The sequence below is a fragment of the Sulfitobacter profundi genome, assembly GCF_042661425.1.
In the GTDB taxonomy this organism is placed as follows: Bacteria; Pseudomonadota; Alphaproteobacteria; order Rhodobacterales; family Rhodobacteraceae; genus Sulfitobacter; species Sulfitobacter profundi.
The window spans coordinates 1,036,571-1,051,697 of sequence record NZ_JBHSWA010000001.1; the positions used below are offsets into that span (position 1 = coordinate 1,036,571).

General features: G+C 62.8%; 10 protein-coding genes, 3 pseudogenes and 1 riboswitch. Of the genes and pseudogenes, 6 read left to right on the forward strand and 7 right to left on the reverse strand.

The annotated features are described in order from the left end of the window. Positions 1–153: 153 nt before the first annotated feature. Together ACFQAU_RS05475 and ACFQAU_RS05480 are read left to right on the forward strand one after the other, a co-directional pair. Entirely contained in the window at positions 154–792 is a 639-nt protein-coding gene (locus tag ACFQAU_RS05475) for a TetR family transcriptional regulator C-terminal domain-containing protein (protein ID WP_132444740.1), read from the forward strand. A 98-nt stretch (positions 793–890) separates the two neighbouring features. Further along, positions 891–1,106, forward strand: a complete 216-nt coding sequence (locus ACFQAU_RS05480; RefSeq protein WP_132444742.1) for a hypothetical protein — start codon at positions 891–893, stop codon at positions 1,104–1,106. Positions 1,107–1,128: 22 nt separating this feature from the next. Here ACFQAU_RS05480 and preA read toward each other — a convergent pair whose 3' ends face one another. Both preA and ACFQAU_RS05490 read right to left on the reverse strand, forming a co-directional pair. Further along, positions 1,129–2,442 carry an NAD-dependent dihydropyrimidine dehydrogenase subunit PreA gene (gene preA, locus ACFQAU_RS05485; protein ID WP_067623374.1) on the reverse strand — a complete coding sequence of 438 codons (1,314 nt, stop codon included), beginning with the start codon at positions 2,440–2,442 and terminating at the stop codon, positions 1,129–1,131. A gap of 25 nt (positions 2,443–2,467) precedes the next feature. Beyond that, positions 2,468–3,799 (reverse strand): NAD(P)-dependent oxidoreductase, encoded by a 1,332-nt coding sequence (locus tag ACFQAU_RS05490; RefSeq protein ID WP_132444744.1) that lies wholly within the window; start codon positions 3,797–3,799, stop codon positions 2,468–2,470. A 331-nt stretch (positions 3,800–4,130) separates the two neighbouring features. On the opposite strand from ACFQAU_RS05490, the gene ACFQAU_RS05495 reads away from it, so the two are divergent. After that, the gene (locus ACFQAU_RS05495) at positions 4,131–4,337 is read left to right on the forward strand and encodes a cold-shock protein (protein ID WP_067623368.1); all 207 of its coding nucleotides are present in this window, start codon (positions 4,131–4,133) and stop codon (positions 4,335–4,337) included. 50 nt (positions 4,338–4,387) lie between these two features. Here the strand turns inward: ACFQAU_RS05495 and ACFQAU_RS05500 are convergent. Next, positions 4,388–5,042 (reverse strand): annotated as a pseudogene (locus ACFQAU_RS05500) (arylesterase). Positions 5,043–5,091: 49 nt separating this feature from the next. On the opposite strand from ACFQAU_RS05500, the gene ACFQAU_RS05505 reads away from it, so the two are divergent. Together ACFQAU_RS05505 and ACFQAU_RS05510 are read left to right on the forward strand one after the other, a co-directional pair. Then, a complete protein-coding gene (locus ACFQAU_RS05505) occupies positions 5,092–5,760 on the forward strand; it encodes an ABC transporter ATP-binding protein (protein WP_067623362.1) in 669 nt (222 codons plus the stop codon). Then, the gene (locus ACFQAU_RS05510) at positions 5,757–8,288 is read left to right on the forward strand and encodes an ABC transporter permease (RefSeq protein ID WP_132444748.1); all 2,532 of its coding nucleotides are present in this window, start codon (positions 5,757–5,759) and stop codon (positions 8,286–8,288) included. Before ACFQAU_RS05505 ends, ACFQAU_RS05510 begins: the two co-directional genes overlap by 4 nt. A gap of 32 nt (positions 8,289–8,320) precedes the next feature. On the opposite strand, the pseudogene gcvP reads toward ACFQAU_RS05510, so the two are convergent. The 3 genes and pseudogenes from gcvP to gcvT form a co-directional block, all read right to left on the reverse strand. Continuing rightward, positions 8,321–11,166, reverse strand: a pseudogene (gcvP, locus tag ACFQAU_RS05515) (aminomethyl-transferring glycine dehydrogenase). 110 nt (positions 11,167–11,276) lie between these two features. Then, positions 11,277–11,636 (reverse strand): glycine cleavage system protein GcvH, encoded by a 360-nt coding sequence (gene gcvH, locus ACFQAU_RS05520; protein WP_067623356.1) that lies wholly within the window; start codon positions 11,634–11,636, stop codon positions 11,277–11,279. A gap of 21 nt (positions 11,637–11,657) precedes the next feature. Continuing rightward, positions 11,658–12,791 (reverse strand): glycine cleavage system aminomethyltransferase GcvT, encoded by a 1,134-nt coding sequence (gene gcvT / locus ACFQAU_RS05525; protein WP_132444752.1) that lies wholly within the window; start codon positions 12,789–12,791, stop codon positions 11,658–11,660. 149 nt (positions 12,792–12,940) lie between these two features. Beyond that, positions 12,941–13,027: riboswitch (glycine riboswitch) on the reverse strand. Positions 13,028–13,125: 98 nt separating this feature from the next. On the opposite strand from gcvT, the gene ACFQAU_RS05530 reads away from it, so the two are divergent. Next, the gene (locus tag ACFQAU_RS05530) at positions 13,126–13,716 is read left to right on the forward strand and encodes a gamma-glutamylcyclotransferase family protein (RefSeq protein WP_067938472.1); all 591 of its coding nucleotides are present in this window, start codon (positions 13,126–13,128) and stop codon (positions 13,714–13,716) included. A gap of 72 nt (positions 13,717–13,788) precedes the next feature. Here the strand turns inward: ACFQAU_RS05530 and gltX are convergent. Beyond that, a pseudogene (gltX, locus tag ACFQAU_RS05535) lies at positions 13,789–15,125 on the reverse strand (glutamate--tRNA ligase). Positions 15,126–15,127: the final 2 nt, after the last annotated feature.

Here is a 15,127-nt window from a genome sequence, read left to right on the forward strand (position 1 = left end):
AGGTCACTCCTCTGTATTGGCTTTGGCCATTGTTTTTTTACCATTTGGTAAATCCACGATTGCGATTAGGTTAGGCTCTGTCAAGAACTGGTTTGAAACAACCCGCCGCCGATCCGGCAAACGCCCTTTTAAGCAGCACCAAGGATCATTGCCTTGCCCGAAAGCACCGCCAAAAAACCCAGCCGCATCCAAAGACGCAACCGCCGGGTGATTCTGGATGCCGCGCTCGAAGTCTTCTCGAAACATGGCTACCGGGGCGCCACGCTGGATCAAATCGCCGCCGAGGCTGGGCTGAGCAAACCGAATATTCTCTATTACTTCAATGGCAAAGAAGACATTCACGTCACTTTGCTGTCGCAGCTTATGGAAACATGGCTTGACCCGCTGGTCGAGCTAGACCCCGATGGCGACCCCCGGCGCGAGATTTTGGACTATGTCGAGCGCAAGCTGACCATGTCGCGCGAACTCCCGCGCGAAAGCCGGCTTTTCGCCAATGAAATTCTGCAAGGCGCGCCGCGGATCGAGCCAGAGTTGAAGCGCCACCTCAAACCGCTCTTTGACGAGAAATGCACCGTGATCGCGGGCTGGGTGGCGGCGGGCAAACTGCCCCCGCTGGACCCGCAACATCTGATTTTCTCCATCTGGGCCACAACGCAGCACTACGCGGATTTCGAGGCACAGGCGCAAATTCTGCTCGGACCCGAGACCGATCCCCGCCCCCGCGCGCAGGCGCATCTTCAGGCGATGTTTGGCGCGCTTTTGGACCTGCCGGAGCCATCGGCAAACGGTTAACCATAGCCGCCAGAGATGGACCGCGTTTAATCCCCCATTAACATTTCCGCCGCAATCTGCCTACGGGTGTGGGCTCCTTAGTAGTTAGAGGGGCAGTGATGAATGTAGGCGATTTTAACGGCGCAGGGGCTGCGCGGAATGCGAAGGGACTGAATGCAAAGGGGTCTGATGAAGCGGCGAGCGCGCGACCGATCCCGCGCGAAGAGATGGCGCGGGATGCGGCCATGGCAGTGATTGCGGCGCGGCGCGATCTGGCACGGATGGTCCCGCAGCCATCTGCCGAAACCGCCGCCCCGTCGCGGAGAAACTCCTGAACGCGGGGCGGCGGGCCTTGTCTTACTCTGCCGGTTCAACCGCTTTGGCAGAGGGGTTGTTGGGGTGCGTGGTCCAGTTGGCGTAGTCCGGTGTCACCGTCTTGCCAGTGCGCAGGTCGGTGGCACCCACGGCCAATTCTTCCATTGAGATACAGTCTTCGACAGGACACACATTGACGCAAAGGTTACAGGCCACGCATTCCTCTTCGATCACGGTAAAGGTGCGGTCCTCGGACATGGCGATGGCTTGGTGGCTGGTATCCTCGCAGGCGGCAAAACAGCGGCCACAAGAGATGCACAAATCCTGATCGATCTTCGCCTTGGCGACATAGTTCAGGTTCAGCTGGTTCCAGTCGGTAACATTCGGCACCGCGCGGCCCACAAGCTCATCGACCGAGGTCATGCCCTTCTCGTCCATATACTCCGACAGGCCCGAGATCATCTCTTGGACCACCTTGAAGCCATAGGTCATCGCCGCCGTGCAGACCTGCACGTTGCCCGCGCCGAGGGCCAGAAACTCAGCCGCGTCGCGCCATGTTGTGACGCCACCGATGCCGCTGATCGGCAGGCCGTGGGTCTCAGGATTACGCGCAATCTCGGCCACCATGTTGAGCGCAATGGGCTTCACCGCCGGGCCGCAATAGCCGCCATGGGTGCCCTTGCCGTCGATCATCGGTTCTGGCGCAAAGAGGTCCAGATCGACCGAGGTGATCGAGTTGATCGTGTTGATCAGGCTCACCGCATCCGCGCCACCGCGCTTGGCGGCCTCGGCGGGGTAGAGCACATTGGTGATGTTCGGCGTCAGCTTCACGATCACCGGCATCCGCGTGTACATCTTGCACCAGCGGGTGACCATTTCGATATATTCCGGCACCTGCCCCACGGCGGACCCCATGCCGCGCTCGGCCATGCCATGGGGGCAACCGAAGTTCAGCTCAATCCCGTCGGCCCCGGTTTCCTCCACATGCGGCAGGATCGCTTTCCACGCTTCCTCCTCGCAAGGCACCATGATCGAGGCAATCAGCGCCCGATCCGGGTAGTCGCGTTTCACCGCCTTCATCTCGCGCAGGTTCACTTCCAGCGGGCGGTCGGTGATCAACTCGATGTTGTTCAGCCCCAGCAGCCGCCGATCCGCGCCATAGATCGCGCCGTAGCGCGGGCCATTGACGTTAACCACGGGCGGGCCTTCCATGCCGAGGGTCTTCCAGACCACCCCGCCCCAGCCCGCCTCATAGGCGCGGCGCACGTTGTATTCCTTGTCCGTCGGCGGCGCCGAGGCCAGCCAGAACGGGTTGGGGGATTTGATCCCGATGAATTCGCTTCTCAGATCAGCCATGTTATGTCTCCCTCTCGGCGCGGCCTCAGCCCGCCGCCCCCATCAATGTGGTGTGAATGTCCATCGCCGCGTCGCGGCCCTCGGCCACAGCGGTCACCGTGAGGTCATCACCACCGCTGGCGCAATCGCCCCCGGCCCAAACGCCATCCAGACTGGTGCGCCCGGTGCCATCAACCTTGATCTTGCGCCCGTCGAGATCGGGTAGCCCGTCGCCCAACAGCGTCTGACCGATGGCCTTGAACACCTGATCCGCTTGCAGACGCAGGGTTTGGCCGGTGCCCTTCATCGCCTCATCGACATATTCAAATTCAATCTCGCGCACCGAGCCATTGCCATGCACCGCGATCGGCACCGCATGGGTCACGATCCGCACCCCTTTGGAGGCGGCGAGGTCTTGCTCAAACACACTCGCGTTCATCCGGTCGCGACCACGGCGATAGACCAGCGTCACGTTCAACGCGCCCAGCAGTTTCGCCTGCACCGCGGCATCGACTGCCGTCATGCCGCCACCGATCACCACCACGTCGCGGCCAATCGGCACGCCTGACATGTCGCCCGACTGGCGCAGCTCCGAGATGAAATCGACCGCATTGGCGACCCCGGCCTTATCCTCGCCTTCGGCGCCCAAAGCGTTCACGCCCACTAGCCCCATTCCAAGGAAAACCGCGTCATAGTCGGCCTTCAACTCCTCAAGCGTGACATCCCGGCCCACGGCAACCTCATGACGGAAGGTGATCCCGCCAATCTGCATCAGCCAATCAACTTCGGCCTGCGCAAAACCGTTGGGTGTTTTATAGGCAGCAATGCCATATTCGTTCAGCCCGCCGGGCTTGGACCGCGCATCAAGGATTTCGACCTCATGGCCCAGCATCGCCAGACGGTGGGCGCAGGACAGACCCGCAGGGCCCGCACCAACCACAACAACACGTTTGCCCGTCACGGCCGCACGCTCAAAAGGATGCACGTCTTGGGCCTGCAAATGGTCGGTGGCATAACGCTGCAACTGGCCGATCAACACCGGCTTGCCCTCGGCCACCTCACGCACACAGACCTCCTCGCAGAGCGTTTCGGTCGGGCAGACCCGCGCACACATGCCGCCAAGGATGTTCTGGCTGAGGATTGTCTTGGCCGCCGCATCGGGGGTGCCGGTGGCGATCTGGCGGATGAACAGCGGAATGTCGATGTCGGTCGGACAGGCCGTCATGCAAGGTGCGTCATGGCAGAAGTAACAGCGGTCCGCCGCGACCAGAGCCTCATGTTCGTCCAAGGGTGGATGGAGATCCGAAAACCCCTCTGCGTAGTTCTGCGGCTCTAACCGCCCCGGAACGATCCCCGGCTCAAAGACATCTCGTGCCATATCAAAATCCCTGTCGTTTTCTTGGTGTTTTGAAAATGCTCACACGGAATCATTTTTTTATCAACTGGTAAATTTTTGAAAAGCGCGACTTCCCGAAAAACCCGTGACACCTGCCAGTTTTGTAACAGGCAGGTTATATTTCATGGGCGCTTCCTTGCTTGCCCCATGCCGCCCCGTAAAAATCCTTGATTTTAAAAATAGAGATTCCAATATCACAACTGCGACGCGAAGACTTTTCGACCCGGCTGCCCTAAGGCTCCAGCGATCACGAATTCGACCGAGCCGCGCTGCCGCATGTTGCGGGCAGATCAGACAGAGGGAGACACGGGTCATGGCTACTGGCACCGTCAAATGGTTCAACACGACAAAAGGCTACGGCTTCATCGCGCCGGACAGCGGCGGCAAAGACATCTTTGTCCATATTTCCGCAGTAGAGCGCGCAGGCCTGACCGGGCTTGCCGACAATCAAAAGGTTACCTTTGATGTCGAAGCAGGCCGTGATGGCCGCGAAAGCGCGAGCAACATCGCGCTGGCCTGACCGGGCCACATTTCGATGATCGAAACGGACGCTGCGGCGTCCGTTTTTTGTTAGCGGGTCTCTACGGCCTGTGCGGCAAGCTTGGCCACCGCCGGGCCGATGTCCTCCACGATCAGCGCCACGCCTTCGGCATTGGGATGGATACCATCCCCTTGAAAATAGCGTTGGATCGTCTCGCTTCGCGCGCTGGCCGCGCCCTTTTCCTCGGCCAGAAGTCCGGTAAAGAAATCCGGGTAGAACTGCGTTCCATGGGCTTCGGCCAAGTCGGGATAGAGCGCTTCGAAATCGGCCTTATACCCCGCGCCGTAATTGCCCGGTGCCGACATGCCGACCAGCAGCACCTCAACCTCGGCGCTCTTTGCCGCCGCAAGAATGTCATCAATGTTGCCGCGCGCCTGCGCCGGGTCCAGCCCGCGCAGCATGTCATTGCCCCCAGTGTCACGATCATCGCGTCGACTTCGGGCGTCAGGGTCCAATCCACCCGCGCCCGCCCCCAGCGGTCGTATCGCCCGAAACACCCGCGTTGACGATTTTCGCCTCAACGCCTTCGGCATCCAGCCACGCCTGCAATTGCGGCACGAATCCCTCTTCGGCGGGCAGGCCATAGCCTTGGGTCAGACTGTCGCCAAGGGCGGCGATCACCACCTCTTCGGCCTGTGCCGCGCTGCCTAAAATAAAGGCACAACAGATCAATACCTTGCGCATCCTTCACGGACCTCCATATCCAACTGATACTCAGAACAAAGGCGGCCCGATGAGCGACCCAGTCTATGACCTTCAAGATGTCACGCTAAGCCTCAAGGGCAATGCCGGAACCGTCGATATTCTGCGCGGCATTTCGCTGCAGGTCCAGCAAGGGGAAAGCATCGCGCTGACCGGGGCGTCGGGATCGGGCAAATCTTCGCTGCTGATGGTCATGGGCGGGCTTGAGCGTGCCACGGGCGGCAAGGTCATGGCCCTTGGCCATGATCTCAGCGCGCTGCGCGAGGATGGGTTGGCCCAGTTTCGCCAAGGCCGCATGGGGATTGTGTTTCAGTCCTTCCACCTCATTCCCACCATGACCGCGCTGGAGAATGTCGCCACACCGCTGGAGCTTTCGGGGGCCGAGGACGCCTTTGACCGCGCGCGCAGCGAGTTGGAGGCCGTCGGTCTTGGCCACCGCATCGATCAATACCCTGCGCAGATGTCAGGCGGCGAGCAGCAGCGCGTGGCCCTCGCCCGCGCCGCCGCCCCGCGCCCGGCGATCCTGCTGGCGGATGAGCCGACAGGCAGCCTCGACAGCCGCAATGGCGCGGCGATCATGGACCTGCTGTTTGAGCTGCGCGACCGCCATGGCGCGACGCTGGTGCTGGTGACCCATGCCGACGATCTGGCCGCGCGTTGTGACCGGGTGGTGCAATTGGCCGACGGGCGTCTCGCATGAGCCTGTCCCTCGCGGCCCGTTTCGCCCGCCGTGAGATGCGCGGCGGATTGCGCGGTTTTCGTCTGCTGCTGGCCTGCCTCGCGCTCGGCGTGGCCGCTTTGGCCGCCGTAGGCTCGGTCCGCGCTGCGATTGAAGCGGGGCTGGAAGCCGAGGGTGCCGCACTTTTGGGCGGCGATGCCGAACTTGATTTCACCTATCGATCGGCCAGCCCAGATGAGCAGGCGTGGATGGCCGAGCGGGCTGAACGTGTATCCGAAATCGTTGAGTTCCGCTCTATGGCCGTGGTCGGCGCGGGGGACACCTCTGAACGCGCGCTGACGCAGGTCAAGGCGGTGGACGACCTCTATCCATTGATCGGTGAGATGTTGTTGGACCCGGCCCTGCCGCTAGAGCAGGCGCTTGAGATCGGGCCCGAAGGACGGCCCGGTGCCGTGATGGAACGTGCCTTGTCGGACAGGCTCGGCCTTGCCCCGGGGGATGTTTTTGCCCTCGGCGAAACCGAATTTCGCCTGACGGCCCTGATTGAACGCGAACCGGATTCCGCCGCCAGTGGCTTCTCGCTCGGTCCTCGCACGCTGGTGCGGCGCGCCGCGCTGGATGGCTCGGGCCTGCTCGCACCGGGGACGCTCTTTAACAGCAAATATCGGCTCGATCTGCCCGAAGGCACCGCGCTTGACCCGTTGAAATCCGAGGCCGAGGCGCGGTTTGCCGACGCCGGGATGCGCTGGACCGATGCCCGCAACGGCGCGCCCGGCGTGGCGCGTTTCGTCGAACGGCTCAGCGCCTTTCTGGTGCTGGTGGGGCTGTCGGGGCTGGCCGTGGGCGGGGTCGGCGTCGCGGCGGCGGTGCGGGCCTATCTGCAACGCAAGACCGCTGTGATCGCCACCTTCCGCGCCATGGGCGCAACCCGGGCGACGATCTTCCAGACCTACTTCATTCAGGTCGGGCTGCTGGCCGTGATGGGCGTGGCGCTTGGCCTGCTGATCGGTGCCGGGCTGCCTCTGTTGCTTTCCCCGCTGATCGAAGCGCAACTGCCCCTTCCCGCCCGTTTTGGGATTTATCCCGCCCCGCTGGCCGAGGCTGCGCTATACGGGCTGCTCACTGCCGCGCTCTTCACCCTTTGGCCGCTGGCCCGAAGCGCTGACGTGCGTGCCGCCACCCTGTTTCGCGATGACTGGCAGCGCCAATCGCCTCTGCCCGGCGCGCCCTACCTTGTGGCGATGGCGCTGCTCTTGGCCGCGCTCTTGGCGCTGGCGGGCTGGTTTAACGGATCGTGGTCGCTCACCCTTTGGACGCTTGGCGGCTTGGCGGCGACGCTGGCGGTGCTGGCGCTGGCGGCAGCCGTGTTGCGGCTGATCGCGCGGGCCGCAGCCAAGCGCGTGCGGGGGCATCCGCGCCTGCGGTGGGCGCTCGCGGCGATAGGCGGACCGGGCGAAGGGGCCACGGCGGTGGTGCTGGCGCTTGGGCTGGGCCTGTCGGTCTTGGCAGCAGTGGGCCAGATCGACGGCAATCTGCGCCGTGCGATTTCGGGGAATCTGCCGGATGTGGCGCCGTCCTATTTCTTTGTCGACATCCAGAAGGATCAGATCGACGGCTTCAACGAACGGCTTACCAGCGATGCGGCAGTCAGCCGGGTTGAAAGCGCCCCGATGCTGCGCGGCGTGGTGACCGAGATCAACGGCCAACCGGCCCAAGAGGTGGCGGGCGATCACTGGGTGGTGCGCGGCGACCGGGGCATCACCTATGCCGCAAAGCCGGGCGAAGACACGCGGATCACGGTGGGAGACTGGTGGGCCGAAGACTACACCGGCCCGCCGCAGATCAGCTTTGCCGCCGAAGAGGCCGAGGAACTGGGGTTGAGCCTTGGCGACAGCCTGACCCTCAACGTGCTGGGCCGCGCCATCACCGGCGAGATCACCAGCTTTCGCGAGGTTGATTTCTCGACCGCCGGGATCGGCTTTGTGCTGACGATGAACCCCGCTGCACTGGCCGGCGCGCCGCATAGTTTCATCTCGACCGTCTATGCCGCGCCAGAGGCCGAAACCGCGATCCTGCGGGATCTGGCCGAAGCCTATCCCAACATCACCGCGATCCGGGTGCGCGATGCGATCGACCGGGTGGCGGCGGTGCTGGCGGGGCTGGCCTCGGCGATTTCGTTCGGCGCGCTGGCGACGCTTGCAACCGGCTTCATGGTGCTGATCGGTGCGGCAGCCGCAGGCACCGGGGCGCGCAGCTATGAAGCGGCCTTGCTGAAAACCATGGGTGCTTCGCGACGAACCATTGCCAGCAGCTTTGTGCTGCGTGCGGCCCTGCTGGGTCTCTTTGCCGGGGGCGTCGCGCTGATGGCAGGCATCGCGGGTGGCTGGGCGGTGAGCCATTACGTGATGGAGACCGATTTCACCGTGGTCTGGCCCAACGCGCTGATGATCATCGCAGGCGGGGTGCTGGCGACGGTCTTGGCGGGCTTGGGCTTTGCGCTGAGGGCGCTGAACGCCCGGCCTGCGGATATGCTAAGGGCGCAGGAATGATCCCGCGCCCTTTGGCTGTCTTGGTGGTCTGATCACTCCGCCGCTTCGGCGTAGTCCTCCAGCGGTGGGCAGGTGCAGATCAGGTTGCGGTCGCCGTGCACGTTGTCGACACGGTTGACCGGCGGCCAGTATTTGTCGACCCGGAAGGCCCCGGAGGGAAGCAGCCCTGCTCGCGGCTGTAGGGCCGGTCGCCCCATTCCACCACCAGATCTTCGACCGTATGCGGTGCGTTTTTCAGCGGATTGTTGGCCCGATCCATGCGGCCCTCTTCGATCTCGCGGATCTCTTCGCGGATCGCCAGCATGGCGTCGCAGAAACGGTCCAACTCGGCCTTGGTCTCAGACTCCGTCGGCTCCACCATTAGCGTGCCCGCCACCGGCCAAGACATCGTTGGCGCGTGGAAGCCGCAGTCAACCAGCCGCTTGGCGACGTCTTCGTTGGTGATGCCCGCGGTTTCCTCATAGGGGCGCACGTCGATGATGCACTCATGCGCCACCCGACCGCTCGGCCCTTTATACAGCACGTCATAGGCCCCTTCGAGACGCTTGGCGATGTAGTTGGCGTTGAGGATCGCGGCGCGGGTCGCCTGCGTCAGACCGTCACCGCCCATCATCAGGCAGTAAGACCAAGAGATCGGCAACAGCGAGGGCGAGCCGTAAGGCGCCGCCGAGACCGCGGCCCCCTCTTCGTTCGGGTGGCCCGGCAGATGCGCGATCAGATGCGATTTCACACCGATCGGACCCATGCCGGGGCCGCCGCCGCCATGCGGGATGCAGAAGGTCTTGTGCAGGTTGAGGTGGCTCACGTCGCCGCCCAGATCGCCGGGGCGCGACAGGCCCACCATCGCGTTCATATTGGCGCCGTCGATATAGACTTGGCCGCCGTGGTCATGGGTGATCTTGGTCACCTCATGCACGGTTTCCTCGAACACGCCGTGGGTCGACGGGTAAGTGATCATGCAACCGGCAAGGTTTTCGCTGTGCTGCTCGGCCTTGGCGCGGAAATCGTCAAGGTCGATGTCACCGTTGGCGGCGGTCTTGATGACCACGACCTTCCAACCCACCATCTGCGCGGAGGCCGGGTTGGTGCCATGGGCGCTCATCGGAATAAGGCAGATGTTGCGATGCCCCTCGCCCTTGGCGCGGTGATAGGCGGCGATGGTCAAGAGCCCCGCATATTCGCCCTGCGCGCCCGAGTTCGGCTGCATCGAAATCGCGTCATAGCCGGTGATCTCGCACAGTTTGTCCGACAGATCGTCGATCATTTCCTGATAGCCAAGCGCCTGATCGGCGGGCACGAAGGGATGGATCAGCGAGAATTCACGCCACGTCACCGGCATCATCTCAGCCGCCGAGTTCAACTTCATCGTGCAAGACCCCAGCGGGATCATCGCCCGGTCCAGCGCCAGATCACGGTCGGCCAAGCGGCGCATGTAGCGCATCATCTCGGTCTCGGCCCGGTTCATGTGGAAAATCGGGTGCGTGAGGTAGTCGCTCGTGCGGACCATCGCGTCGGGCAGACGGTACTCAGGCGTGAAATCATTATCCGCCTGACGGATGCCAAAGGCGCGCCAGACCGCTTCGATGGTGTCGGGGCGGGTGCGCTCGTCCAGCGTGATGCCAACCTTGGTCCCGCCCACACGACGCAGGTTGATGCCTTCGTCCACGGCGGATTTCATCACCGCGGCCTGCAAGGGGCCGACCTCGACGGTGACCGTGTCGAAATAGCTCTCGGGCTGCACGTCAAAGCCAGCGGCCTCCAGGCCCTTCGCCAGACGCACTGTCTTGCGGTGGATGCGCTGCGCGATGGCTTTCAAGCCTTCCGGCCCGTGGAACACGGCATACATCGAGGCCATCACGGCCAGCAGCGCCTGCGCAGTGCAAACGTTCGAGGTCGCCTTCTCGCGGCGGATGTGTTGCTCGCGGGTTTGCAGCGACAGACGGTAGGCGCGGTTGCCATGGGCGTCGATGGACACGCCGACAATCCGCCCCGGCATGGCGCGCTTCATGGAATCCTTGCAGGCCATATAAGCAGCGTGCGGGCCGCCATAGCCCTCAGGCACGCCAAAACGCTGCGTGCTGCCCACGGCGATGTCGGCCCCCATCGCGCCCGGCTCTTTCAGCAGGGTCAGCGACAACGGGTCGGCGGTGACGATGCCGACGGCCTTGGCCTCATGCAGGGCCGCCATGTGATCGGTGAAGTCGCGCACATGGCCGTAGGTGCCCGGATACTGGAAGATCGCGCCAAAAACCTTTTCCGCGTCCATCTCTTCGGGTTCACCGACGATGACCTCAATGCCCAAAGGCTCGGCCCGGGTCTTCATCACGGCGATGTTTTGCGGGTGGCAATTGCTATCGATAAAGAAGCCCTTGGCCTTGGATTTCGAACTGCGCAGCGCCATGGTCATCGCCTCGGCGCAGGCGGTGGCCTCATCCAGAAGCGACGCATTGGCGATTTCCAACCCGGTAAGGTCGCTCACCATCGTCTGGAAATTGAGCAACGCTTCCAGGCGGCCCTGCGAAATTTCGGGCTGATAGGGCGTGTAGGCGGTGTACCACGCGGGGTTCTCAAGAATATTCCGCTGGATCGCCGGAGGCGTGACGGTGCCGTGATAGCCCTGCCCGATCAGGCTGGTGAGCACCTTGTTCTTGCCCGCAACCTTGCGCATGTGCTCAAGCACCTCGCGCTCGCTCATCGCCTTGCCGAAATCAAGCGGCTGTTTCGCACGGATCGCCTTGGGTAACGTGTCGTCGATCAGCGCATCAAGGCTTTCGGCGCCCACGGTGTCGAGCATCTGCGACATTTCGGAAGGGGACGGGCCAATGTGACGCCGGTTGGCGAAATCATAGGGCAGATAATCGGTGGGCTTGAAGCTCATGTCGGGTTCCTCGTCACGGCGCGGCAGCGGCGCCCCTGTTGTGGCGCGCCGCCCAAAGCGGGCGACGCAGGTGATCAGCAGCGCGCCAGTCCCCCGGCACGCGCAGCGGTTTAGCCGATGAATTTCTGGTAGGCGGCTTCGTCCATGAAGTCGTCCATCTGGCTGGCATCGGTGAACTTCATCTTGAAGAACCATGCATCGCCCTGCGGGTCATCGTTGACCATGCTGGGGTTGTCCGTGAGCGTGCTGTTCACCTCGGTGATCTCACCGTCAATCGGGGCGAGGATGTCCGACGCCGCCTTGACGGATTCAATCACGACAACTTCGTCATCCTTGCTAACGGTGGTGCCTTCGTCCGGCAGTTCCACGAATACGACATCGCCCAACTGCTCGGCGGCGTGTGTGGTGATGCCCACGACCACTTCGTCACCCTCGACGCGCAGCCATTCATGTTCTTCGGTAAATTTCATATCGGATTTCCCTGTGTAGATTCAGCGTTTGAAGTTCGCCGCGACGAACGGCATTTTCGTGACAGTCAGTGGCAAGCGCTTGCCGCGCACCTCGCCCCAAAGCGGCGTGTCGACCTTTGCATGCTCGGCGCTGACATAGCCCATGGCAACCGGGCCGCCAACCGTCGGACCAAAGCCGCCAGAGGTTACTGTGCCAACCTCATTGCCGCCCTCGGCTGCATCGAAAATCGGCACACCTTCGCGCATCGGCGCCCGGCCTTCGGGCAGCAGCCCCACCCGCTTGCGCGGCGCCCCATCGGCCAGTTGTTGCAAGATCACGCCCGCACCCGGAAAACCGCCCGCACGCTCGCCATCATTGCGCCGTACCTTCTGGATCGCCCAGTTCAGCGCCGCCTCAACCGGCGTGGTGGTGGTGTCGATGTCATGACCATAAAGGCACAACCCGCCCTCCAACCGCAAACTGTCACGCGCGCCCAGACCAATGGGCTCGACCTCTTCCAGCGCCAAAAGCTTGCGCGCCAAGGCCACGGCATCTTCATTCGCGACCGAAATCTCGTAGCCGTCCTCGCCCGTATAGCCCGAGCGCGAAAGGGTGACGGTGATCCCGTCAATGTCGACATCCTTGGCCACATCCATAAATTTCATATCCGCCACCAAGGGCTGCAACCGGGCCAGCGCCGCTTCGGCCTGCGGCCCCTGCAAGGCCAGCAGCGCACGATCTTCGAGCACTTCGATCTCACAACGATCCGACAACGCCTCTTTCATCAGGGCGATGTCATCATCCTTGCACCCGGCATTCACAACAGCGAACAAATGATCACCCAGATTGGCCAACATCAGATCGTCCAAGATACCACCCGTGGCATCCGTAAACATCGCATAACGCTGGCGCATCTCGGCAAGCCCCAGCACATCAACCGGCACGAGGCTCTCCATCGCCAAGGCCACATCTTCATAGCTGCCAGATTTGGCCCGCAGCACGACCTGCCCCATGTGGCTCACATCAAACAACCCGGCGGCGGCGCGGGTGTGCAAATGCTCTTTCATCACGCCAAGAGGGTATTGCACGGGCATTGAATAGCCCGCAAAGGGCACCATCTTGGCCCCCAGTTCCACATGCAAATCATGCAATGCCGTCTGCTTGAGATCGCTCATCCGGTTCGCCTTTCCTGTCGCTTCCGGATGACCTTTTGACCACGCCGGCACCTTAGCGCCGCTAACGCTGCGCATGATGCCCCCTCTGTCCTTCCGCCTGAGATCGTTATCCCTTCGGCGTGCGCATCCGCGCATCTCTCCAGAGTCTTGGTCATGTCACGGTCCTGGGGCCTGAGAGTTTCCGGGGCGGTTGCTCCTTCGGCATCGGTGTTAACCGATTCTCCCGTGACGATTGGGCCTTTCGTATGCCGCCGCATACCTCTGCGTCAAGCATGCTTGTGGCCGGATACGACACATGTTTTGGTGCGCGCGACAAATACAGGACCTTTCGCGCATGACCCCCTATTTTTTCGGCTACGGCAGCCTCGTGAATCGCAACACCCACAGCTACCCCGACGCCCGGCCCGCCCGGCTCGACGGCTGGCGGCGCAAATGGGTCCGCGCCGAAGGGCGCGACATCGTCTACCTCTCCGTGGTGCAAGACCAAAGCACCCGCATCGACGGGCTCATCGCCGCCGTGCCGGGCGCGGATTGGGCGGCGCTGGACCAGCGTGAATACAGCTACGAACGCCACGCCTCAGGCGGCGCCGTGGTCCATGATCTGGTCCCCGCACCCGACATCGCCCATTACGCCATCCCGCTCGAAATCGCGGTCGACCACGGCGATCACGTCATCCTTCTGAGCTATCTTGATGTTGTGGTCCAAGGCTTCCTGCGCGAGTTCGGCACCGATGGCGCGGCGCGCTTTTTTGACACCACCGAAGGCTGGGACACACCTATCCTGAACGACCGCGCAGCGCCCCTTTACCCGCGCCACCAGACCCTAACGCCAGAAGAAACGGCCGTGGTCGATCACCACATCGACCGCTTGTCGCTACAGGTGAAATCACGCGACGAAGTCCCCTTCACAAAGAAGAACTTCTGACCGCTTTAATTCATCCTTTTTCAAATACCCGCGGGGTCCGGGGGCAGCGCCCCCGAATGCCCTCGGCCCGCCTCAGCCGCGTGCTTTGACGGTCTGGAGCAACGGCAGAACCTGCGCCATCTCTGGCCCGTGTTCCTGCCCCGTCAGCGCCAAACGCAGGGGCCGGAACAACCCACGTCCCTTGCGCCCGGTGGCTTCTTTGACCGCGGCGGTCCAGCTTGACCACGTGGCTTCATCAAAGGGCATCTCCGGCAGCAGCAGCATGGCCTGAGCCACGAATTCGCGGTCTTCCTCGGCAATCACCGGCTCGGCCCCGTCGCGGAACATAGCCCACCACGGACCCAAATCCTTCAGCGTCGAGATATTCTCGCGCGTGACCGCCCAGAACTGCGCGGCTTTGTCTTCCGGCACGCCAAGGGCGGTGATGTCGTCTTTCACGGCCTCAAGCGGCAGTTGCTGCAAATACCGCCCTGTCAGCGGGAACAGATCCTGCACATCGAACTTGGTCGGCGCCGAGCCGAAGCGGTTGATGTCGAAACCCTCGATCAACTCCGCCATATCCGTGCGCAGCTCCACCGGATCAGACGATCCCAACCGCGCCATCAGGCTCAGCAGCGCGAAGGGCTGAACCCCTGCTCGCGCAGATCACGCAGGGCCAGCGTGCCAAGGCGCTTGCTCAGCGCCTCGCCCTGCGGGCCGGTGAGCAGCGAGTGGTGCGCGAACGAGGGCACCGCCCCATTGCCGAGCGCCTGCATGATCTGGATCTGGGTCGCGGTGTTGGTCACATGGTCCGACCCGCGCACCACATGGGTCACGCCCATTTCGGTGTCATCCACGACGCTCGCCAAGGTATAAAGGATCTGCCCATCGCCACGAATGAGTACGGGGTCACTAACCGAGGCCGCGTCGATGGAAATATCGCCCAAGATACCGTCGTCCCATTCGATCCGCTGGTGATCGAGCTTGAACCGCCAAACGCCATCGCCACGCTCGGCACGCAGCGCGGCTTTCTCATCGTCGGAGAGGTTCAGCGCGGCGCGGTCATAGACCGGCGGCTTGCCCATGTTGAGCTGCTTCTTGCGCTTGAGGTCCAGCTCTGTCGGCGTCTCGAACGCCTCGTAGAAACGGCCCTTTTCGCGCAGGTCTTCGGCGGCGGTATGGTAGCGGTCCAACCGCTCTGACTGTCGCTCGACCCGGTCCCATTCCAAGCCCAACCATTCGAGGTCTTGCTTGATGCCGTCGACGTATTCTTCGCGGCTGCGCTCGGGATCGGTGTCGTCGATGCGCAGGATGAAAGTGCCGCCCGCCTTGCGCGCGATGAGGTAGTTCATCAGCGCGGTGCGCAGGTTGCCCACGTGGATATAGCCAGTGGGGGACGGGGCGAAACGGGTGATCGTTGGGTTGGACATCT